The following is a 22,376-nucleotide window of genomic DNA, read 5'->3' on the forward strand; positions in this document are numbered from 1 at the left end:
AAAATCATTTAAAACTAATAAAAAACACATAAAAAGAAACAAATTTCAATAAAAAACATCGAATCACAGAATATGAAACTATCACTAACGGCCGTATGGTCGCTATTACTATGCTCATTTTCATTTGCACAAACAGATTTCGCCTCTCCGCTGGACATTCCGTTGCTCTTATCGGGCAATTTTGGGGAATTACGCCCTAATCATTTCCACGCGGGAGTTGATTTTAAAACTCAGGGACGCGAAGGACTTAACATATACGCTATAAAAGAAGGATATGTATCACGAATTAAGGTAGGTGCGTACGGATATGGCAAAGCTCTGTACATAACCCACCCTAACGGATATACAAGCGTGTACGCACACTTGCAAAAATTTGCTCCGGCGATTGAGGCTTACATCAAAAAACGACAATATGCACGCAAATCGTTTGAAATTGACGCCTATCCGAAAGAAAATGAGTTAGTGGTGAAGAAAGGACAGCTCGTGGGGCTTGGTGGAAATACGGGAAGCAGTGCAGGGCCACATTTGCATTTTGAAATCCGCGATGCCAGCTCCAATGCGGTCAATCCGCTGTTGTACGGATATGAAATAAAGGATAATATTCCGCCTGATGTGTATCAAGTGATGGCATATCCGCTCGGAAGAGAAGCCCAGATAAATCAATCGCAGCTTCCGCAGACTGTAAAGCTCACCAAGCAACCCGACGGCTCGTATCTTGCGGATAAAGTTTTTGCCAGCGGAACGATAGGATTTGGTTTGCAGTCCATAGACAAGCAAAATGACACACATCACCAGAACGGCGTGTACAAAGTGACCTTATCGGTGAACGGAGAACCGCATTTTCAGTATATATTTGACAAACTTAGCTTTAACGAGGCTCGTTACATCAATACATTTATTGATTATCAAACGTATGTGGATAAAAAGTCACGTGTGCAGTTGCTCTATCGTGGTAAAGGGAACAGAATTTCCACCATTTACACGGTCAATAAAAACGAAGGACAGCTTGAGGTTAAGGAAAATATGGGATATCTTGTAACAATTACTGCCGAGGATATCAAGGGGAATGTTTCTAAGATTAGTATTCCGGTGGAAGGCAAGAAGTTGGACGTGAAAGAGCCTCGACCTGTGGTAAACGGAGAGGTTATAGTCTCGGGACGCGACCAATATTTCACCTTCGATGGCGGGAATATCTATTTTCCTGAGAGAACCTTCTACAATGACTTTCTGATACAGATAGAGAGCAAAAATGACACGCTAACCTTGCATAATCCTGCAACAGCCGTGCATAAGTTCTTTAATTTATCATTCGATAATAAGAAATTCAGCGAAAAAGAAGCCAAACAGGTGTTCATTGCTCGGTTAGACGAGAAAAACAGACCTTCAGCCGAACGAACTATTTATAAAAACAAACTCTTTACAACCCGAACGCGTAATTTGGGAAGGTTTACGCTGATGAAAGATACTATCGCCCCGACTTTACGTCCGTTAAACTTTAAAAATAATGCGACAGTCACTGCATCTACTCTGAAAGTGGAGATAAAAGATGATTTAAGCGGGATAGAAAGCTATTCGGCAACGTTAAACGGGCAGTGGATTTTGTTTGAATATGAACCGAAGACGCAAACTCTTACATTCGACTTTTCGGACATTGATACGAAGAAGACAGATACCTACAAACTGGAAATGATTGCCAAAGATGGGGTCGGAAATGTGCAAAAGCTCGATGTATCTTTCAAAAAGAAGTAAGAATTAACACATTAACAATTAAGTAAATAATTAAAAACAAGTAAATATATGAAACGTATTATTTTTACAGAAAACGCTCCTGCTCCAATTGGTCCTTATAATCAGGCAACTTTGGCAGGTAACACTTTGTATGTGTCAGGACAAATTCCGGTTGACCCTAAAACGAACGAAGTTGTAAAAGGAATTGAAGCGGCTACGGTTCAGGTAATGGAAAACTTAAAAGCGGTGCTTGAAGCTGCCGGAGCTACCTTTGAAAATGTGGTAAAAACGACCATATTTTTAGCAGATATGAATCAGTTTGGAGAAGTAAACGCTGTGTATGGCAGATATTTTGACGAAAAAACAGCTCCTGCTCGTGAAACGGTTCAAGTAGCGAACTTACCTAAGTTTGTTGAGGTTGAAATTTCGTGTATTGCGGTTTTATAATTCCTAAATCGATATAAAAAATCCGAAGAACGTTATAAATTCTTCGGATTTTTTTATGAATTTGTCAATCAACGATAAATAAATCTGCGGCAATTCCGTCGGATAGGAACTTTCCTTCACGAGTTACTACAAGATGCTTGTCTTTTAAAGCAAGTAATCCGTTCGTAATATGCTTTTTGGCTTGTAAATGCAGATAATCGGCGTATTTTTTCCCGAAAACGGCTTCAACTTCTTCAACAGAAATGCCAATCATCGTTCGGATTCGTGTAATAATGAGTTCGTTGTATCGGTCGTTTAGTGAAAGCACTTCTTTTTCTGCGGGAATTACGCCTTTTTGTATGTGTTCGATGTATTTTATATTATTGGCGATGTTCCAACTGCGTTCGGTTCCGTTAAAACTATGAGCCGAAGGACCAATTCCCATATATTTCTTCCCAAACCAATAAGCGGTGTTGTTACGGCTGAAGTATCCTTCCTTCCCGAAGTTGGAAAATTCGTAGTGAATGAAGCCTTCTTCTTCCAAAATAGAAAGCATCGTTACGAAATGTGCGTGAGCTTGCTGCTCATTAACGTCAGGGATTTTCCCCAGAGCGATAAATTTGTGCAGAGCGGTTTTAGGCTCAACAGTTAATGCGTACGCCGATACGTGAGGAATGCCAAACGACAGAGCTTTACGAATATTGCTTTGCCAACGCTCGTCGGTCATATTCGGGATACCATAAATCAAATCAATGGTGATATTATCAAAGAATTTCGGAGCTTCCGAAAGGAGTAATTCTGCTTGTGTAGCGTTATGAGCTCGATTCATAAGGCGTAAATCTTCTTCATAAAAAGATTGCACACCAATACTCAACCGATTTATGCCCAATTGCTTCAAATTTGAAAGCAATCCGGTAGGAGAGGAGCTATCTCTGAAAAAATCATCAGGATTTGCTTCTAAAGTGATTTCCGCATTGGGGCTAATTTCGTAATTTTCGCGAATAGTTTGCAGAATGCTTTGTAATTCTTCAAAAGAAAGTATGCTGGGAGTCCCCCCTCCGAAATAAATAGTCTGTAATTGGCTGTTGGTGGCTTCTTGTTTTCGTAAAATCAATTCTTTACAAATAGCGTTGACCACTTCGCCTTTTCGTTTTAAGGTTGTTGAGAAGTGAAAGTCACAATAGTGGCACGCTTGCCTGCAAAAGGGGATATGAATGTAAAGGCTGTACAATTTTTAAGTGTGTTATCTAACCCGATTTTCGTTCTGTTTTACAAAAGCTTCCCAACTGTTGTATGATTTTTGTGAAGAAACTCGTCCGCTATTGAAAAAGTGACATACAGCCACAGCCAATCCGTCAGTGGAATCGAAGTATTTCGGTAATTCTTTAAGATTCAGCAGTTGTTGAAGCATCTTAGCGACTTGTTCTTTGGAAGCATTTCCGTTACCGGTGATAGCCATTTTTACTTTTTTAGGCTCATATTCAGTAATGGGAATTTGGCGAGAAAGACCGGCAGCCATAGCAACTCCCTGAGCTCTTCCCAGCTTGAGCATTGATTGAACGTTCTTCCCGAAAAAAGGTGCTTCAATTGCCAATTCATCAGGATGATAAGTGTCGATAAGTTCTAAAGTTCGCTCGAAAATAATGCGGAGCTTTAGATAATGGTCGGAATATTTTTTTAGTTGTAATTCATTGAGTTGCAATAACTCCATTTGTTGTTTTTCGACCTTGATAAGCCCAAAACCCATCACGGTAGTGCCGGGGTCAACTCCTAAAATTATTTTTTCCAAAATTATTTTACGTTAATAGCAATAGGAATTGTAAATTGAGTGCTTACCTCCAATCCTTGTTTTGTTGCAGGAATTACCGGATTTTCTTTTGAAATATTATTTAAGTGTGTAGCCAAAATTTCCTCAAAAGATTGTTCGGCTGTTGCCAAAGTTTTGGTAACCTTATCAGAAGCTTCCAAACCAACAAGCACGATGCTTCCTGAGTTATCAACTTTGATGTTTACCAATATCTTTTCGTTAATTGTTTCCAAAGCCTCAAGTTTTTCTTTTTGAAGTTTTTCAGTAAGCAATTTCACGAAAGAATTTTCAAAACATTTCTTTTGTTCCTCTTTAGCCAAAGAGTCAGAGCAAAGCCCTCTGAATATAGGAAAAGTATCCACTTCGTCTTTGTTGATTTCATTGAGTTTCACTTCAACGATAGAGTCCAGCTTCGCTTTTTTTATTTTTTCTTTTTCTTGGCTTGACAGATTTGAATTATTCCCATTGCACGAAATAAATATAAAAGGCAAGCATAAAAACCAAAAACAATATTTCATAAATAGATGTTTTAGAAATTAGGTTCCAAAAATAGTATAAAAAATGATACAAAAAAAATAAAACCGATTTTTTTATTATTAAACTTGTTTAAACTTTTCGAATAAATGTTAGTATAATCCCTAGATACAACATAGCCATCCAAGTTGTGTTTAGGGTTTCATATCTTATAATCAATCCTTTAAAACCATCAAGCCACGCAAAACTTCTCTCTATTTTAAACCGATTTTTATATAATTCTTCGTCAAAATAAATATTTTCATTTTGTCCATTTCTGGGATTTTGTTTGATATTAGGTATTATTTCTTTTTCCTGTAAAAAACTTTTTAAGTCTCGGCTATCAAAACCTGCATCTGCATTGACAAACAAGCCTTTATGCTCTATTTTCGCTTCCTCCAAAAGATTCAAAATCTCTTTTAAAACAAAGTCTATATTATTCAAATCGTGATGATTACCGGATTTTGGACTACCCATTGCTAAAATTTGCCCCAAATTATCACACAGAAAGATAGAATTCGTGGTCTTTGACTTTTTTCTTAACTGATAACCAACAGATTGTCCTCCCATTCGACATCGAGTATGACTACCATCAAGTTGGACGCTTGATAAATCTAATTTTCTCCGATTCTCAAGCAACAAATTAAGCCAAATTCGCTTAAAACTACCATCTTTACTCCATTTATTGAAATAATAATAGACTGTTTGATAGCTTATTTTTTGGTCTTTAAAATACACTTCTACCGGAAGTTCCCTCCACTGGCAACCTGTTTTTAATCGTTTGACTATCAGAAGAAAAATTAATGATAAATCAAATTTTGTTTTAAATCCTCTTTTTCCAATACTCAAATGGGAAATAATCCATTTTTTTATTATATCTTTGCTCAAAGTTCCTTGATTTTCATTTTGTTATGCAAAACAAAAATGCTAAAAATTCTTGGAACTTTTAATTTTCCTCTTAAAAAGTTTAGACAGGTTTATTTGTAAAATTTTATATCTTTGTGGACTGTAGGCGGGAATGTTTGAAAAAATGTAATTTTGTGAGGTTCTGTAGAAATTATTTTTTACTGAAAATTAGTTTTTTTATGTTTTTTTAATTCCTTGTTAATCAGATGAGATAATATAAACAAAAGGATATGAAATACAAAAGGATTTTGTTGAAATTGAGCGGTGAAGCCTTGATGGGAGGACGTCAATACGGGATAGATCCGGCTCGTTTAAAAGAGTATGCAACTGAAATCAAACAAGTTGTTGAAAAAGGTGTTGAAGTAGCGATTGTTATTGGAGGAGGAAATATTTTCCGCGGGGTTGCGGGAGCAAGTAATGGAATGGACAGAGTACAAGGCGACTATATGGGAATGTTAGCAACGGTTATAAATTCGCTTGCTTTGCAGAGTGCTTTGGAAGAAGAGGGGGTTTTCACACGTTTACAAACAGCCATCACGATGGAAGCCATTGCAGAGCCTTTTATCCGTCGTAGGGCGGTACGTCACTTGGAGAAAGGGCGCGTTGTGATTTTTGGTGCAGGAACCGGAAATCCGTACTTTACAACCGATTCGGCTGCGGTTTTGAGAGCTATCGAAATCAATGCTGATGTAATCTTAAAAGGAACACGCGTGGATGGAATCTACACAGCTGACCCTGAGAAAGATAAAAATGCGGTGAAATTTGACAACATTACTTTTGAGGAGGTAATGAATAAAGGTTTGAAGGTTATGGATATGACAGCCTTTACACTGAGTCAGGAAAATGAATTGCCGATAATTGTTTTCGATATGAACAAAAAAGGCAATTTGTTGAAAGTGGTTTCGGGTGATAATGTAGGAACTACTGTAAATTTGTAAAAAAATATTATTGAAAATAAAACTTTGTAAAGTAAATCGATTTATATGAATGAAGAAATAGATATTATTCTGGACAGTACAGAGGAGGCAATGCAAGGGTCTTTAGCACACTTGGATAAGGCTTTGGGGAATATCCGTGCGGGAAAAGCAAGTCCGCAAATGGTGGGAAGTGTTTTCGTTGATTACTATGGTTCACAAACTCCGTTGAGCCAAGTGGCGAACGTAAGTGCACCGGATTCACGTACCATTACAATTCAGCCGTGGGAGAAAAAAATGATTCAGCCTATTGAAAAAGCAATTATGTTGGCAAATTTAGGCTTCAACCCGATGAATAACGGTGATGTGGTTATCATCAGTGTGCCGCCCCTAACCGAAGAACGTCGTAAAGAACTTGTTAAACAAGCTAAAGGTGAGGGAGAAGACGCAAAAATCAGTATCCGAAATGCTCGTCAGGAAGCAAATAAAGAAATCAAAAAAACAGAAGCTTCCGAAGACGTGAAAAAAGGAGCAGAGGAAAGCGTACAGAAACTTACTGATAAGTATATCAAGAAAGTAGAAGAAGTTTTGGCAGCGAAGGAAGCCGAAATCTTGAAAGTGTAACTTTTTGTACCAGATGCTATATAAGAAAAAGAACAGTGGAGCTTATTTTCATTGTTCTTTTTTATTTTTTAGAAAAAGTAAAAAATACAGTTGCAAATGATTATAACAGAAATGAATACATTTATTCCGTTTTGAATAATTTTGATTTTTTGAAAATTATCTTGATTTTTTATTGAAAAAATATTAATTTTACCACGATAAAACTTTAATATATGGAGAAACATCTGATAGACCGGCTAACCTCTCCGATTCACAGATTTACCAAACAGGCAAAATCGGGGGGGATTGTATTAGGAATTAATGTTATCATAGCTCTTGTATTAGCAAACTCGCCTTGGGCAGAACATTATTTCCATTTTTTTGAACATCATTTAGGATTTACCTTTGATGGAAAAACATATTTAGATATGCCATTACACCATTGGATTAACGATGGATTGATGGCATTGTTTTTTTTCGTTGTGGGGCTCGAATTAAAACGTGAAATTGTTGCAGGAGAATTGTCTAATCCTCGGAAAGCATTGTTGCCAATCGGGGCAGCTATTGGCGGGATGCTCGTGCCTGCAATCATATATATATCATTAAACCCAACGGGAGAAGTACACGGAGGTTGGGGAATTCCTATGGCAACGGATATAGCTTTTTCGCTCGGGGTACTGTATTTATTAGGAGATAAAGTGCCAATATCATTGAAGGTGTTTTTGACTGCATTGGCAATTGTTGATGACCTTGGTGCGGTGCTTGTAATTGCTTTTTTCTACACTTCCGAAATTTCGTTGGCAAACTTAGGAATTGGTTTGGGAATGTTGTTCATTCTTTATTTAGGAAAACGAATTGGCATCCGTCACGTATTGTTTTACGCACTGATAGGAGCTGTTATTTGGTGTGCATTTTTGCTTTCAGGGGTTCACGCTACCATTGCCGCAGTGTTGATTGCTTTTATGATTCCTACCGATGTGCAAATGAAAGAAAACGAATACATACACAACATACAAAGTTATTTGAAGAAATTCAAGCGATTAGACCCTAATAATAAAATTCTGACGCTTACTGAAAAACAATTGCATTTATTGGAGAAAATAAATGTTGATACACGCAGGTCAATTCCTCCGTTACAACGTTTGGAACACGCAATGCATCCGTTTGTTACTTTTGTGGTAATCCCGATTTTTGCTTTGGCAAATGCAGGAGTTTCTCTATCGATAGATGTAGAGCAATTGTTCAGCACTAATATTGCTTTAGGGGTTGCACTTGGTTTGTTCTTCGGAAAAGTAATCGGGGTTTCAGGATTTACAGTATTTATGGTAAAAGTTCTTAAATTGTCACCTTATCCGAGGGGAATGAATTTCCGCAATCTTGTTGGATTAGGGCTTTTGGCAGCTATTGGTTTTACAATGTCGCTATTTGTAACTACATTGGCTTTCAAAAATCCGCTTTATATGGATCAAGCTAAAATAGGTATTTTTGTAGCTTCTCTTTTGGGAGGAACTTTAGGGTATATAGTTCTGAACAAGAAAGGAAATAAAGCAAACAAAGATGAAAAAGTAGAAGTAAGCCAATCGGAAGAGAAATAAATTAGATTACAAAAAGGAGCGAAGAATTGATTTTCGCTCTTTTCTTTTATAAAGAAAAATCCCTTCAAGTTCTGTTTTGAAGGGATTTTTAGTTAGAATTATATTTTATAAAATTCTCTAATTTTTTGTTGTGTAAATTTTAAAATTTAGCCGAGAAAATCTTCGGATTGATATTCAAACTGCACCAGAACCAATCTTGATAACCTCTTGCATTAGGCGTTTTTTTCAAGGTTTTTAGTGCATCGGTGGTAAAGTAGGTAGAATAGCCCATTTGTAGCCCAATATAAGGCTGTACTTTAAGGGTGTACACCAAATCGATTTCGTTACCTAAACCACGTTTTTTATTGCCTTTGCTATTGAGAACAGTTCCTGCAGAGGCGAAATTATGCCACGTAGCAGAAAGATTGCTTTTTTCGCCGGTGCGGAAATTGGCTGTCAAGTACGGATTGATAAGCCCCGAAGGATTTACAGCAGGAACATAGTAATAGTCCATAAATCCGTAGAATTTGTGATTAGTTCCCGAGAACGGGTTAAAAGCCTTGTCCTTGCCCGAAGTATCATCGGCATTTCTTCCGCTTAGGTAATCAATTCCTCCTGAAAGGCTAAAAATATCCGAAAATTTGTATCCCGCATTCAGAGCGAACATATAAGCACTTTTGGTAGCTCCGCTTGCATTTTTTCCGGTTTGGAAGTATGAAGTCAGCCCATATTTCCAATCGTTTGCAGCTCCCACATAATGAAACCCGAAAGTTTGCATATTATGAACTTTATTGGAAGTATTATCATCTTTAAAACCTAAATTACTCAATAAGAATGAAATTCGGTTGCTTTGCGAGATGTTGTACAACCCATAGAAAGTTTCCATATGCTGATAAGGTTGTGCTGCTGAAGGGCTAAAGTGTTGCACAGCTGGGCTGTTGATATTCATTGCTTTATCTGCATAATTCTGGTTGAAAGCAAAAAAAGTACGAAGCAAAAATTTGTCGGAAGCTTTCCAATCTAAATTAACCGCATCGTGGCTTCTGCCGGCAGGATGCCAATCCAACGAACCAAAAATACGATCGTCATCCAGAACAATCATTTGCCTACCAATTTTAGCTTTCCATTTTTCTGCGATAGGGAAAGAGGCATAAGCTTCAAAAATAGAAGTTCCTCCTGTTTTGTCAGATACCTGAATTTGAGGAGCTTGCCCCCAAATATTTACATTTTGTAAAGAAACATACAAACGCAACTGATTTTCATTTTTGTAATCAAAATTCAATCGTGTACGATTGTTTACCAAAATTGCAGGTTCTTCGCCTTCTTGCAAAGGACGATAAGCTCCGTTACGATACTCAAAACGCGGACGGATTTGAGCCGAAAGCGAAAATTCATTGTTTGTTTCTTGGGCATTTGCCGAAGGTGAACACAGAGTTAGAAGAACTCCATACGTTACTACTGAAAATAAACGTGTTCTCATATTTAGTTAATTTTAAGTTTCAAGTGCATTCATATTAATAATCAATATGTTGTGTTATGTGATAAAAACCCCTTATTTAGAATGAAGATAAAATACTGCTAATCTCAAAAAGTACAGGATTTTGTATTGCAAATGTAGCCAAAAGTTTCTAAATTTGCAACAATAAGATACAAATATCTTTTTTAGCGATGGCAACAACAAATAAAGAAACAAAACAGGTTAAAAAGAATGGGTATTTTAAATACTTGATTCCTTCTTTGGTGGGGATATTGCTTGGGCTTAGCGGATACATCTTCTACATCTCCAAGGCGTATTCTTACCTGTCTGATGATCCTAAAGCCTGTGTGAATTGCCATATTATGGCACCGGAGTATTCTACTTGGTTTCACTCCTCACACGGACGAAACACCGTATGTAACGATTGTCACGTTCCGCACGACAATTTCTTCAGAAAGTATTATTTTAAAGCAAGCGATGGTTTACGACACGCAACGATGTTTACTTTCCGTATGGAACCGCAAGTGATAACGATGCACAAACCCGGGCAAATGGTGGTTCAGGAGAACTGTATCCGCTGCCACAGTGAACTTAATAGTGTTGTGGGTACAGGAAATGTAACAGCTCAGATGGCTCACGCCGATCAAGGAAAACTCTGTTGGGAGTGCCACACCGATGTACCTCACGGAAACGTTCGCGGGCTGAATTCGGCTCCGAATGCCAGAGTGCCACTTGCCTCAGAGCCAGTACCCGAGTGGCTTCAAAATATGGTTAAAAACCAGCAAAAAGGAAAGTAATCTGATTTATGGATGAAATATAAAATATTGACTGACAATTAATACACTTAGCGATGAAAAAGAAAAATTGGTTAATCGTAGGAATTCTGGCTATAGTGACGTTTCTTTTAGGAATGCTTGCTAATTCCATTATGGGAAGAAAAGCCGAAGCACAAATCATTTCAAGAGCAAATACCGATATCGGCGAATTTGAAGCTCGAAATGAAATCTGGGGAGAGTATTATCAACGTGAGTACCAATCTTGGTTACAAACTGCTGATACTACTTTCAGAGCCAAGTATATGAGTAGTGACAATGATGACTTGTTGGCTGAACGTCCGGAAATGGTAATTTTGTGGGCGGGGTATGCGTTCTCAAAAGACTATACGGCTCCTCGTGGGCATATGCACGCCATTGCCGATGTTACTCATACACTTCGTACTGGAGCACCAACCGATTCAACACACTCACCACAACCGGGTACTTGTTGGACTTGTAAAAGCCCCGATGTACCTCGAGTGATGAACAAGATTGGTATTGAGAATTATTACAAAGGACACTGGGATGACCTTGGAAGTGAGGTAGTTAACCCTATTGGTTGTGCTAACTGTCACGACCCTAAAACAATGAATTTGACCATTGCACAACCTGCTCTCATTGAAGCTTTTAATCGTCAAGGGAAGGATATTACCAAGGCTACTCATCAGGAAATGCGTTCATTAGTGTGTGCACAATGTCACGTAGAGTACTATTTCAAAGGAGATACTAAGTATTTGACATTCCCTTGGGATGAAGGAAAAAAAGTGGAAGATATCGAGAAATTCTATGATAACGTGGCTTGGACAGACTTCGTGCATAAAGTGAGTCGTGCTCCAATTCTTAAAGCACAACACCCTGATTATGAGATATTCCAATTAGGAATTCACGCTCAACGAGGCGTTTCTTGTTCAGACTGTCATATGCCTTATAAAACAGAAGGCGGAGTGAAATACACTGACCACCACATTAGCAGTCCGCTCAGAAATGTAAATGCGAGTTGCCAAGTTTGCCACAGACAACCTGAAGATGAGTTGATTAAAAACGTATATGAGCGTCAAGATTACGTGTTCACACTCCGAAATCGTTTGGAAAAACAATTGGCAAAAGTACACTTCCAAGCTAAATTCTTGTGGGATAACGGAGCTACCGAAGAGCAAATGAAACCGATTTTAGACCTTATCCGCAAATCACAATGGCGTTGGGATTTCATCACAGCTTCTCACGGTGCGGCTTTCCACGCTCCAATCGAATCACAAAAAGTATTGGGTGACGGTATGTTCTTCGCTATGCAAGCCGAATCGGATATGAATGGATTGACAGACAAACTTAAAATCACTACCAAATTCGAAATGCCAGATATCAGCACAAAAGCCAAAGCACAAGCAATCATTGGTTTAGATATGGAGAAAGAAGAGAAAGCGAAAAAAGAATTTATGAAAACCATCGTTCCGAAATGGATAAAAGAAGCCAAAGAAAAAGGTAATTTAGTTTCTCAGCGATAGTTTTTAAACACAAAAATAGTTCTAACCGTTGCAGATTATTTTGAAAAACAAGACTCTGCAACGGTTTTTTTATAGTAATTGAATTCTAAAAAAATAGAAAAACAAATTTTGGTTACGTAACTTATGAATTTAGACAAAGAATTTCACAAAAGCAATCAGTATAGGTACTCTATCATCATTTCTGCGATATCTCTTTTGCTGGGAGCGTTGTTGCAATATTTCTTCGGAAGTATTCCTAAAAGCTGGTTTAGTTTCCCTTATAACATCGTAGGCGGATTTATTTTTATACTATTAAATACAGCTATCTTCTTTATTTTCAAGAAGAAAAATTTCGTCAATTTGCATTCAAGTACGCCCTTTGCCATCGTAACGGTTATCACGCTCGGGGTGCTGACTATCGGGCTGGGGAGTATCAGCGTTGGGCAGGAGCATCACACAAATGCTTTTTGGCTGAATTTTGGTTTGGACGATATCACCAAAACTTGGTATTTTGCACTTATTTACCTGATGGCACTTACTAATCTTTGGATGGCAATCCTCAAGCGTTCAATGGTTTATCAGGCTAAGAATATCACTTTTCTGCTGAATCATTTCGGGTTGTGGCTCATTATGTTTGCAGGAGTTTTGGGGCAGGGCGATTTGGTTCGTCTTAAAATGGATTTGCGAAAAGATAAAGTGGAGTGGAGAGCCACAGACGATGCCGGAAACATCATTGAGCTACCCATTGCGATGGAGCTAAAATCCTTTGACATAGATATTTATCCCAATAAATTATTCATAATTGATTCTCTCGGAAATTCCCTACCGAAAAGCAAGCCTGAAGGATTTATGCTTGAAAAGGACGGCTCAGAAGGGAAAATTCTGGATTGGAAAATTACGCAACATCAGTACTTTGAAAAGGCTGTTCCTGAGACGGATAGCACTTATGTAAATCACGGAATGTGGGGGGCTACCAATGCGGCTTTTGTTACGGTCGAAAATGTGAAAACGGGAGAAAAGAAGCAGGAATGGATTTCGGCAGGGAATTTCCAGCTTCCACCGAGAACCATTCAGCTTGATGCCGAGCATACACTTGTAATGGCTCCTGCCGAGGCTCGGAAGTTTCAATCGGAAGTAATTATTTATCAGAAAGATACAGAGCAAGTCCGAAATGAAAAAATTGAAGTAAATCATCCTGTAAAAGTTGATGATTGGAAAATATACCAGGTCAGTTATGATGAACGTATGGGGCGTTGGTCAGACCTTAGCGTCGTAGAATTGATTTTAGACCCTTGGTTGCCAGTTGTTTATACTGGGATATTTATCTTGATGGCTGGTGGAGTGGCATTTTTATTTGTAAATAGGAAATAGTTATGTGGCAGTATTTTAATTATATTACGTTTGTGACTTTGGCTTTATGGATAGTTTCAGGAATTTTTATCTATTCTAAAAGTCCGATATACAGGAAATTAAGTTTATTTTTTCATCTTTTGGCAACTGTAATTATTGGTGTTTTCATAGCCAAATTATGGATAGAACTCGACCGTCCGCCACTCAGAACTTTGGCAGAAACGCGCATTTGGTACGCCTTTTTTATGGGGCTGATTGGCTTTTCCATTTATTTGCTGTACCGCCAAAAATGGATGCTGAATTATTCGGCTTTGATGGGTGTTGTGTTTATGCTTGTAACGTTTTTCCGACCCGATACGATGAACAAAACGCTAATGCCTGCACTGCAAAGCGTTTGGTTTATTCCGCACGTTATTGTGTATATTTTTGCCTATGCGATGTTGGGAATGGCTTCACTTACTGCTATTTACGGAATGTACCTCTGCAAAAAGCAAAAGGACACGGAAAAAACCGCTTTAGTAACCGACCAGCTCATCAAAATAGGTTATGCTTTTCTGACTTTTGGGCTACTTTTCGGGGCTTTGTGGGCAAAAGAAGCTTGGGGACATTACTGGACTTGGGACCCAAAAGAAACTTGGGCTTTCATCACTTGGCTTGCCTATTTGGTCTATATCCATTACAAATACAAACACAAAGAAAAGAAACAATTCAATAATTTCTTGATTGTGGTAATTGCTTTCTTATTGCTTTTAGTTTGCTGGTTTGGAGTGAATTACCTCCCAACGGCACAAATGAGCGTACATACTTATTCAGGATAAGATAAAATGAAAGAAAGCAAAAATAAGCAGATTTCTCTACGGATAAATCTGCTTGTTTTTTTGTTGAAAATTATCTAATTTCTAAAAATTGAATTAATTTTTTATTTTCTCCTGAAAATGATATATTTGTATCGGAATGTTAATTTTTAGAAGTTATGAAGCGTTTTTCTACATTTAATCGAAATCAACGAGTGGGAATTGTTATTCTGCTTCTTATCATTGTTGTTCTGCAAGTTATTTATTTTACTGTTGATTTTTCAGAAGATAAAATTAGCATTGAAAAACAGCAGTTTACAGAGTTGAACAAGGAATTGGATTCATTACGGAAAGTAGCTTTGAAGCCTAAAAAAGATACGATTCTTCCATTTAACCCGAATTTTATAACTGATTATAAGGGATTTACCTTAGGAATGAAGTCCGAAGAAATAGATAGATTGTTGGCTTTTCGGAAAGAAAATAAGTTTGTAAATTCAGCAAAAGAGTTTCAGGAAGTTACAAAAATTTCGGATAGTTTGCTTTTGAAAATTTCCCCTTATTTTAAATTTCCTGATTGGGTAAATAAATCAAAATCAATTGAAAATAAGAGTTTTAATCCGGAAGTTAAGCCTAAAGTAATAACCAAAAAAGATGTGAATTTGGCATCAAAGGAAGATTTTATGGAAATACGTGGCATTGGAGATGTTCTTTCTGACCGAATTTTAAAATATCGAGAAAAATTACAAGGATTTTCTGAAATTATGCAAGTTTCTGAGGTATATGGTTTGGAAAAAGAGGTTTTTAATAGAGTCGCTGAACAGTTTGAAGTGAAAACGCTACCAAACATTCAAAAAAAGAATCTTAACGAGTTAAATATGTACGAATTAGCTAAAATTCCGTATATTAAATTTGATGAGGCCAAGAAGATTATCGCACTTCGTTCCGAATTAGTAAATATTAAAAGTTTTGAAGAACTTTTGAAAATCAGTGAATTTAATCAGGAAAAGATAAGAAAAATTCAAATGTATCTGTATATTGACTGATTTAATGTTTTTTGTAAATTCAAATATTTTTCGTAAAATTGCACGTTTTTTTGCGTAGAGATTTTATAATTAAAGCAGGATTAGAAATGAATTTTAGCTATTCTGAAACACAAAAGATGATAGCCGAATTGGCACGGGATTTTTCTGAAAAATATATTCGTCCTAACGTTATGAAATGGGATGAAAGTCAGGAATTTCCATTGGAAATATTTAAAAAAGCAGGCGAAATGGGCTTTATGGGCGTTTTGGTTCCTGAAATTTATGGAGGTTCGGGCTTGAATTATCACGATTATATCGCTATTATTGAGGAAATTTCAAAGGTTGATCCTTCTATCGGATTATCTGTTGCAGCTCATAATTCTTTGTGTGTTAATCATATACTTGAATTTGGAGATGAAAATCAGAAAAATAAATGGTTGCCTAAACTGGCTTCCGGCGAGTGGATTGGTGCTTGGGGACTTACGGAACACAACACAGGTTCGGACGCAGGAGGAATGAGTACTACTGCCGTAAAAGATGGAGATTTTTGGGTTTTAAATGGAGCTAAAAATTTTATAACTCACGGAAAATCAGGAGATGTTGCTGTGGTTATTACCAGAACAGGAAAAAAAGGTGACAAACACGGGATTTCGGCTTTTGTTGTGGAACGTGGTACGGAAGGATTCAGTAGCGGAAAAAAAGAAAATAAATTGGGTATGCGTGCCAGCGAAACGGCTGAAATGATTTTTCAAAATTGCCGTATCCCTGCGGAAAATTTGTTAGGTGAAGTAGGGGAAGGGTTCATTCAGGCGATGAAAGTATTGGACGGCGGACGCATTTCTATCGGGGCTTTATCGCTCGGAATTGCTAAGGGAGCTTACGAGGCTTCGGTTAAGTACGCGAAAGAACGTACACAATTTGAGAAAAGATTGGTTGATTTCCAAGCTATTGCATTTAAGCTCGCAGATATGGCAACCGAAATTGAAGCTTCGGAATTGTTGTTGCACAAAGCAGCTTATTTGAAAAATAATAAAGAAAAAGTAACACAAGCAGGAGCAATGGCAAAAATGTACGCTTCGGAAGTTTGTGTGAAAGTAGCTACAGAAGCCGTTCAAATTCACGGAGGTTATGGCTATACAAAAGATTTTCCTGTTGAAAAATTCTTCCGCGATTCAAAACTTTGCACCATTGGCGAAGGAACTACTGAAATCCAAAAATTGGTTATCAGTAGGCATATTGATAAAAAATAATTTTCAGTTTATAGAATCAATAAAAAAAGGAAATTTTAAATCATTGACTTAAAATTTCCTTTTTTAGTTTTCTTTTAAAAATAATTACTTCAATTCCTCAGCCGATTTTAGCACGGCTTGTTTTAATTCTTCTTTGTAAGCAATGATTTTTTCTAAGACTTTAGGTTGCTGTGCTGCAATGATTTGTGCTGCAAGAATTCCTGCATTTTTTCCACCATTGAGGGCAACTGTCGCCACGGGAACTCCTCCAGGCATTTGTAAGATAGATAGTACCGAATCCCAACCGTCAATGGAATTACTGCTTTTCACAGGAACGCCAATCACCGGCAGGGGCGACATTGAAGCCACCATTCCGGGCAGGTGAGCCGCTCCGCCCGCTCCGGCAATAATTACCGAAATTCCTCTTTTGTGTGCATTGGTGCTGAAATCCATCAGTTTTTCAGGGGTGCGATGTGCTGAAACAATATCTACAAATACTTCAATATCAAATGATTCTAAAATGGTAATGGCTTCTTGCATTACAGGCAGGTCGCTTTTGCTTCCCATAACAACAGCTACTTTCATAGGTCTTTTATGTTTTATTGTATTGATTCTTAAATTATTACTCTTGTGTTACTTCAAATTGTTTCAATTGAATATCATAGGTTTGCTTTGAATGATTTATGAAACGTACGAACTTGGCATTTCCTAAATTTTCCGAATTTTGCCAACGTGTCTTTTTGAAGATTCCATTTATGGATTTCCAACGATTTCCGTCTGTTGAAATTTGAATTTTCCCTTTGGCTATGCGTGCTTCTCCACCAAAATCAACTACAATTGACTTTAAGCTAACCACTTTCTCAAACTCAATTCCCAAAAAATTATTGTTTTTCAGTGAAATATATTCCAAGGCAGGAGATATTCGTAAGGTTTTTCCTTTTTGCCAAAGTGGTTGGCTTTCCAATTGTTTGATGTTGGTAATCAGTGTATTGGGGTTGAAATTAAGTGAAAGTTTTAAATTTTCACTGGTTTCAGCATTGAATTTTGAAATCGTGTGTGTAAGCAATTGATTTAAAAGAGGTTCAACTACCAAAGTTGCCGTTTTTACCCCAGGTTGATACGGATTTTGATTGTAATTTTGGTCGGTTTCAAACATCTGTTTTTGTAAATCTTGAACCTTTACGTAAGCCGACTTAAATTGCTGATAATCCTTGTTATTCAGGGAATTATACATTTCCATTACAGAAACGCCCGTTTTTCCTACCAACTGAAATTGCAACAGCCAAGGATGTAATTCTTCTGTAAGATATTTATTTTCAGAAGTTTTCAAAAGCTGTTCGGAAGCCCAAACCATTTTTTCGAATTCTTGTGTAACAGCCTTAGTTTCAGGATTATTCAACGTTTCCAAATTCTTCAAGAAACTTGCTGCAATAGGCTTAAATTCAACCGATTCATCTCTTCGGTAGCGGTGACCATTAGCTCCTAAATCCGAGTTGTGTTTGGCAAAAGTGAGCAATGCTTCTTGGTTTTGTGGCATCATTTCGGCAATGGCATTTTTCCAAGCGGTATTTGAATTGTATTTTTCTAAATTCCAAGTATAATCGGCTACTCCGTAAATGGCTATTTTTGAGGCTTCTGGGTGTTCCATAGGATTGGAAACAAAGCCGGACATATCGTCTTTAATATTGGTAGTGTTTCCGTAGGCAGGACCTAAAAGCATATGATTTCGCACATAATCCGAAACGGGGAAATTCCACCAAATGTAGGCTTTTCGCTTGATTTTGGCGTTAATCCATTCCATTGTAGGTCTGTCAATATCTGCAACCACAGTGTTTCCCGTCCACATAATTTCGATGGAAGGATGCAAGGTTTCGCCCAATGTTTCCAAATAGCGTTTTTCAGGATTTGACCAAGCTTTGTTGTACTCTGTTGGACACATAATCAGCGGATTAACATCTTTTTTGCGAGCTACGAATTCATTGTGAAGAAAATTAAGCAGTTCGGCTTGTTTTTGCGGGTTGGTACCTTCGCCCGAAATATCGTCGAAGAAAACGGCAAACGCCCGAACGCCCAAAGCGTACATTTTTTCGAATTTTTTTAACAGATTTTGCCGGTCTTCGTCATTCCAACGGATATCCTTTCCGGGGTGAATTGCCCAAACGAAATCCACATAATTTTCTTTGGATTTTTGCACCAATGCTTTGAGTTGCTCGGCTTCCTTTTCAGGATATGGAAGTCGCCAATTTGGTGAACTGTGGTAAGGGTCGTCCTTTGGTCCGTAAATATAGGTGTTGAGTTTGTGTTTTCCGTAGAATTCGATTTGTCGCAAACGTTTTTCGTGGCTCCAAGGCGTTCCGTAAAAACCTTCCACTACGCCGCGGCTGGGCAAATCTGGGTAGTCAATAATCTCTCCCAGAGGAAGTTCTGTTTTTGAAAGTAATTGTTCCAAAGTTCGAAGTCCGTAATATGTACCTCGTTGGTCGTTACCCATTACGTAAATGTTGTTTTTCTCAATTCGCAAGTAGTAACCTTCTTTTCGGTTAGGAATTTTTGAGGCGAATTTTTTTACCGACCGTGAATTTTTGTCCGCAATGTAGATGTTCATCACGTGTTTTTTGCCTTTTCGCTGTGAAAGAATTTCTTTCAAAATGGGAGATTCTGAAAAAACAGTCTTCGTTTTTAACAGAAAATGAGTGGGTTTGACAAAGTCACCTTCAAAGGTAAAATACTGAGGATTAGGACTAATAGTCTGTCCCCAAGCAATGATAGAAATAAACATTAATAAGGTAAAAAATAAATTTTTCATTGGAAAATGGATTAAAGTTCAGCCTGCAAAAGTATGATTTTTAGTGCGGATTTCAAAGAATAAAATTTTTCAATTGATGATGGAGTTTTTTTTACTTTAAGAGTATTTTCCGTAAAAATAATTCTTTTTTTAAAAAGTTAACTTTTAAGTTAAGTATTTGTCAATCAAAAAATTGTGATTATATACTTAAAAAAATATTAAAAAAGTTAAATAAATAAATAAAAAAAATTAGGAGATTAAATATTTTGTTGTACCTTTAGGTCGTGTTTTACTTAAAGTTAAGGACAAAATAACTATAAATCATTAAACTTATGTCAGAACTAAAGAAGGATAATCTGCAACCAACAGAAGAAGGAGGGAATTTTCATAAGAAAGAAAATCTTGGAGGAAATGTTAATTTAACTGCAGAAGGCGGTAACACTACTGAGTATTTGGATGAAATTCATCAAGAAAATGCTGAAGATGCCGAAGATTTTGAGAATTCAAAACGGCACGAGATTCCTATGCTGAATTATGAAGCAATGCCGTTGGAGGCTCTTTCAAAGGAATTTAAGAGACTGCTTCATACCGAAAAAGTACAGGCAATCAAAAAACACGCTGAGGCAATTCGGCAAGAATTTGACAAAAAATACGAAGAACTTCTTGAGGAGAAAAAGGAAGAATACATTGCCGATGGAGGAGAAGAGTATGATTTTAAGTACGAAAGCCCTATCCACAGAACTTTTTATGGCTTGTTTAATGAATATCGTGAAAAACGAAATAATTATCACAAAGAATTAGAAAAAATTCATAAAGAAAACCTGAAAGAACGTCAGGAAATTATTGAGGAAATCAAAAAATTGATAAATGTAGAGGAAGATATTAACACCACGTTCAAGACTTTCCAGCAATTGCAGGAGCGTTGGCGTAAGGCGGGACCTGTTTCGCGTAAAGATTACGATGTTTTATGGGGAAATTATCATCATCACGTTGAAAATTTTTATGATTTCATTGATTTGAGTCGTGACCTGCGAGATATCGATTTCAAAAGAAATTTAGAAGAAAAATTAAAAATAATTGAAAAAGCCGAAGCTCTTTGCAAAGAAGACGTAGATGCTTTGAAGGCTTTCCGAGAGTTGCAGATTTTGCACAAAGTTTGGAAAGAAGAAATTGGTCCTGTGGCTCGTGAATATCGTGAAGAAGTTTGGCAAAGATTCAGCGAAGCTACAAAAAATATTCACAAGAAAAGACAATATTATTTTGATAATTTAGACAAAGTTTACGAGCAAAATGCAGTAAAAAGAGCCGAAATTATTGCAAAAATTAAAGAAATTGCAGATAAAGAAATTACCTCTCATAATGGTTGGCAAAAAGGAATCAAGGAAGTAGATGCTTTGCGTGAAGCGTTTTTAAACATAGGAAAAGTTCCGGCTCGCCTTACCGATGAAATTTGGGATAAATTCAAGGAATCGGTGCGTTCTTTCAATCGTAAGAAGAATAATTATTACAAAAATCTGAAAAAGGAACAGCAAGAAAATCTTGAAAAAAAATTAGCATTATTAGAAATAGCTAAGGCTAATAAAAATAGTAGAGATTGGGACGCTGTGACTCCTGTGATGAAAAAAATTCAGGAAGATTGGAAGGAAATAGGAAATGTTCCGAAGAAAAACGCTGATAAAATTTGGAAAGAATTCCGAAAAGCTTGTAACGAATATTTTGACGAGTTACACAAAGCCATAAAAAGTAGTCAAAATGAGGAATATGCAGCTCTTGACAAGAAAAAAGAATTTCTTGATAAGATAAAAGAACACAAGCTTACGCAAGATAAAGAAAAGGAAATTGAAATTTTGCAAGGATTTGTAAGCCAGTGGAATGACTTAGGAAAAGTACCTCACGCAAAAAGAGGAATTGATACGAAATTCTACAAAGTTATTGATGCTTTCTATAAAAAATTGGATTTTGATAAACAAGAAATTGAACTTATAAAATACAATAATAAGTTAGAAAAATTAGCCAGTGAAGATGATGAAAATTCATTGAATCAGGAGATGTTCTTTGTTCGTCGCCGAATTGATGAACTTAAGTTGGAAATCTTGCAATTGGAGAATAACTTACAGTTTTTCAATAATGTAGATGAAAGCAATCCGTTGTTCCGTGAGGTTATCAAGAATCTGAATAATCAAAAGGAAAATCTTGAAACTTGGACTGCAAAATTGCGTGAATTGAAAAATTTGCAGCATACGCAAACGGGAGAAGTGGAAGAAGAGAGTAAGGAAGGATAATTTATTTTTCATAATTTTGTTGAACGAAGAGGTATATGTGCTCAAACCAATATACCTCTTTTTCTTGTCTAAATAATAAAAATAACGGAAATGCGTAAACTTGTTTTTGCTACACATAATCATAACAAAATGAAAGAGATACAATCTCTTATGCCTGATGATATTCAGCTTTTGAGCTTGGACGACATTGATTGCTTTGAAGATATTGAGGAAACGGAATCAACCATTGAAGGGAATGCGATTTTGAAGGCAAAATATATCAAAAAGAAATATGGTTATGATGTTTTTGCTGATGATACTGGTCTGGAAGTGAAAGTATTAGCTGGTCAGCCTGGGGTTTATTCGGCAAGGTATGCAGGAAATCACAAAAGTGATGCCAACAATATGCGATTACTTCTTCAAAATATGGAAGGAAAAACAGACAGGGAAGCCCAATTTAAAACGGTGATTGCCTTATGTTTAGGAGATGATACACACGTATTTGAGGGAATCGTAAAAGGAACGATTACTAACGCTCCAATAGGAACAAATGGCTTTGGTTATGACCCTGTTTTTCAGCCAATTGGTTTTTCGGAAACTTTTGCTCAACTTCCGCTTACTACTAAAAATGAAATAGGTCATCGGGGAAAAGCATTCAAGGAATTGCTCGATTTTTTGAGAAAAATATAAA

Annotated in this window: 20 protein-coding genes; 13 read left to right on the plus strand and 7 right to left on the minus strand. The window is 37.0% G+C overall.

The features are described 5' to 3' along the window. Window positions 1-72 precede the first annotated feature (72 nt). On the plus strand, window positions 73-1,749 hold the full coding sequence (locus CGC58_RS12020) for a M23 family metallopeptidase (RefSeq protein WP_232748842.1): 1,677 nt from the start codon (window positions 73-75) through the stop codon (window positions 1,747-1,749). Window positions 1,750-1,797: 48 nt separating this feature from the next. Next, window positions 1,798-2,175: a RidA family protein gene (locus CGC58_RS12025; RefSeq protein ID WP_095896936.1), complete on the plus strand. Its 378-nt coding sequence runs from the start codon at window positions 1,798-1,800 to the stop codon at window positions 2,173-2,175. Between the two features lie 64 nt (window positions 2,176-2,239). Here the strand turns inward: CGC58_RS12025 and hemW are convergent, their stop codons facing one another. From hemW to CGC58_RS12045, 4 genes are all read right to left on the minus strand, one after another. After that, complete coding sequence (gene hemW, locus CGC58_RS12030; protein ID WP_095896937.1) at window positions 2,240-3,385, minus strand: radical SAM family heme chaperone HemW; 1,146 nt, start codon at window positions 3,383-3,385, stop codon at window positions 2,240-2,242. A 12-nt stretch (window positions 3,386-3,397) separates the two neighbouring features. Beyond that, the gene (gene ruvC, locus CGC58_RS12035) at window positions 3,398-3,943 is read right to left on the minus strand and encodes a crossover junction endodeoxyribonuclease RuvC (RefSeq protein ID WP_095896938.1); all 546 of its coding nucleotides are present in this window, start codon (window positions 3,941-3,943) and stop codon (window positions 3,398-3,400) included. Window positions 3,944-3,945: 2 nt separating this feature from the next. After that, window positions 3,946-4,479 carry a hypothetical protein gene (locus CGC58_RS12040; RefSeq protein WP_095896939.1) on the minus strand — a complete coding sequence of 178 codons (534 nt, stop codon included), beginning with the start codon at window positions 4,477-4,479 and terminating at the stop codon, window positions 3,946-3,948. Between the two features lie 88 nt (window positions 4,480-4,567). Continuing rightward, window positions 4,568-5,362 (minus strand): IS5 family transposase, encoded by a 795-nt coding sequence (locus CGC58_RS12045; protein WP_095894635.1) that lies wholly within the window; start codon window positions 5,360-5,362, stop codon window positions 4,568-4,570. A 248-nt stretch (window positions 5,363-5,610) separates the two neighbouring features. Here CGC58_RS12045 and pyrH point away from each other — a divergent pair, with 248 nt between their 5' ends. The 3 genes from pyrH to nhaA all read left to right on the plus strand — a co-directional run bounded on the left by pyrH (window position 5,611) and on the right by nhaA (window position 8,492). Continuing rightward, complete coding sequence (gene pyrH / locus CGC58_RS12050) at window positions 5,611-6,318, plus strand: UMP kinase (protein ID WP_095896940.1); 708 nt, start codon at window positions 5,611-5,613, stop codon at window positions 6,316-6,318. Between the two features lie 45 nt (window positions 6,319-6,363). Then, window positions 6,364-6,918 carry a ribosome recycling factor gene (gene frr / locus CGC58_RS12055; protein ID WP_095896941.1) on the plus strand — a complete coding sequence of 185 codons (555 nt, stop codon included), beginning with the start codon at window positions 6,364-6,366 and terminating at the stop codon, window positions 6,916-6,918. A 212-nt stretch (window positions 6,919-7,130) separates the two neighbouring features. Further along, window positions 7,131-8,492 carry a Na+/H+ antiporter NhaA gene (gene nhaA, locus CGC58_RS12060; RefSeq protein WP_095896942.1) on the plus strand — a complete coding sequence of 454 codons (1,362 nt, stop codon included), beginning with the start codon at window positions 7,131-7,133 and terminating at the stop codon, window positions 8,490-8,492. Between the two features lie 139 nt (window positions 8,493-8,631). Here nhaA and CGC58_RS12065 read toward each other — a convergent pair whose 3' ends face one another. Further along, window positions 8,632-9,951, minus strand: a complete 1,320-nt coding sequence (locus CGC58_RS12065; RefSeq protein ID WP_095896943.1) for an alginate export family protein — start codon at window positions 9,949-9,951, stop codon at window positions 8,632-8,634. Window positions 9,952-10,139: 188 nt separating this feature from the next. Here CGC58_RS12065 and nrfH point away from each other — a divergent pair, with 188 nt between their 5' ends. The 6 genes from nrfH to CGC58_RS12095 all read left to right on the plus strand — a co-directional run bounded on the left by nrfH (window position 10,140) and on the right by CGC58_RS12095 (window position 16,660). Next, entirely contained in the window at window positions 10,140-10,745 is a 606-nt protein-coding gene (gene nrfH, locus CGC58_RS12070) for a cytochrome c nitrite reductase small subunit (protein ID WP_095896944.1), read from the plus strand. 53 nt (window positions 10,746-10,798) lie between these two features. Then, window positions 10,799-12,265: an ammonia-forming cytochrome c nitrite reductase gene (gene nrfA / locus CGC58_RS12075; protein ID WP_095896945.1), complete on the plus strand. Its 1,467-nt coding sequence runs from the start codon at window positions 10,799-10,801 to the stop codon at window positions 12,263-12,265. A 123-nt stretch (window positions 12,266-12,388) separates the two neighbouring features. Next, window positions 12,389-13,615 (plus strand): cytochrome c biogenesis protein ResB, encoded by a 1,227-nt coding sequence (locus CGC58_RS12080; RefSeq protein ID WP_095896946.1) that lies wholly within the window; start codon window positions 12,389-12,391, stop codon window positions 13,613-13,615. 2 nt (window positions 13,616-13,617) lie between these two features. After that, window positions 13,618-14,412: a cytochrome c biogenesis protein CcsA gene (gene ccsA / locus CGC58_RS12085; RefSeq protein ID WP_095896947.1), complete on the plus strand. Its 795-nt coding sequence runs from the start codon at window positions 13,618-13,620 to the stop codon at window positions 14,410-14,412. Window positions 14,413-14,567: 155 nt separating this feature from the next. Beyond that, complete coding sequence (locus tag CGC58_RS12090; protein WP_095896948.1) at window positions 14,568-15,431, plus strand: helix-hairpin-helix domain-containing protein; 864 nt, start codon at window positions 14,568-14,570, stop codon at window positions 15,429-15,431. Between the two features lie 86 nt (window positions 15,432-15,517). After that, window positions 15,518-16,660 carry an acyl-CoA dehydrogenase family protein gene (locus CGC58_RS12095; RefSeq protein WP_095897225.1) on the plus strand — a complete coding sequence of 381 codons (1,143 nt, stop codon included), beginning with the start codon at window positions 15,518-15,520 and terminating at the stop codon, window positions 16,658-16,660. Window positions 16,661-16,744: 84 nt separating this feature from the next. Here the strand turns inward: CGC58_RS12095 and purE are convergent, their stop codons facing one another. Both purE and CGC58_RS12105 read right to left on the minus strand, forming a co-directional pair. Next, window positions 16,745-17,224 carry a 5-(carboxyamino)imidazole ribonucleotide mutase gene (gene purE, locus CGC58_RS12100; RefSeq protein ID WP_095896949.1) on the minus strand — a complete coding sequence of 160 codons (480 nt, stop codon included), beginning with the start codon at window positions 17,222-17,224 and terminating at the stop codon, window positions 16,745-16,747. 37 nt (window positions 17,225-17,261) lie between these two features. Then, the gene (locus CGC58_RS12105; protein WP_095896950.1) at window positions 17,262-19,445 is read right to left on the minus strand and encodes a beta-N-acetylglucosaminidase; all 2,184 of its coding nucleotides are present in this window, start codon (window positions 19,443-19,445) and stop codon (window positions 17,262-17,264) included. Between the two features lie 311 nt (window positions 19,446-19,756). On the opposite strand from CGC58_RS12105, the gene CGC58_RS12110 reads away from it, so the two are divergent. Then, window positions 19,757-21,706 (plus strand): DUF349 domain-containing protein, encoded by a 1,950-nt coding sequence (locus tag CGC58_RS12110; RefSeq protein WP_373309710.1) that lies wholly within the window; start codon window positions 19,757-19,759, stop codon window positions 21,704-21,706. A 90-nt stretch (window positions 21,707-21,796) separates the two neighbouring features. Continuing rightward, the gene (locus CGC58_RS12115; protein WP_095896951.1) at window positions 21,797-22,375 is read left to right on the plus strand and encodes a non-canonical purine NTP diphosphatase; all 579 of its coding nucleotides are present in this window, start codon (window positions 21,797-21,799) and stop codon (window positions 22,373-22,375) included. The last annotated feature ends 1 nt before the right edge of the window (window position 22,376 follow it).

The sequence above is a fragment of the Capnocytophaga stomatis genome (assembly GCF_002302635.1).
GTDB lineage: Bacteria > Bacteroidota > Bacteroidia > Flavobacteriales > Flavobacteriaceae > Capnocytophaga > Capnocytophaga stomatis.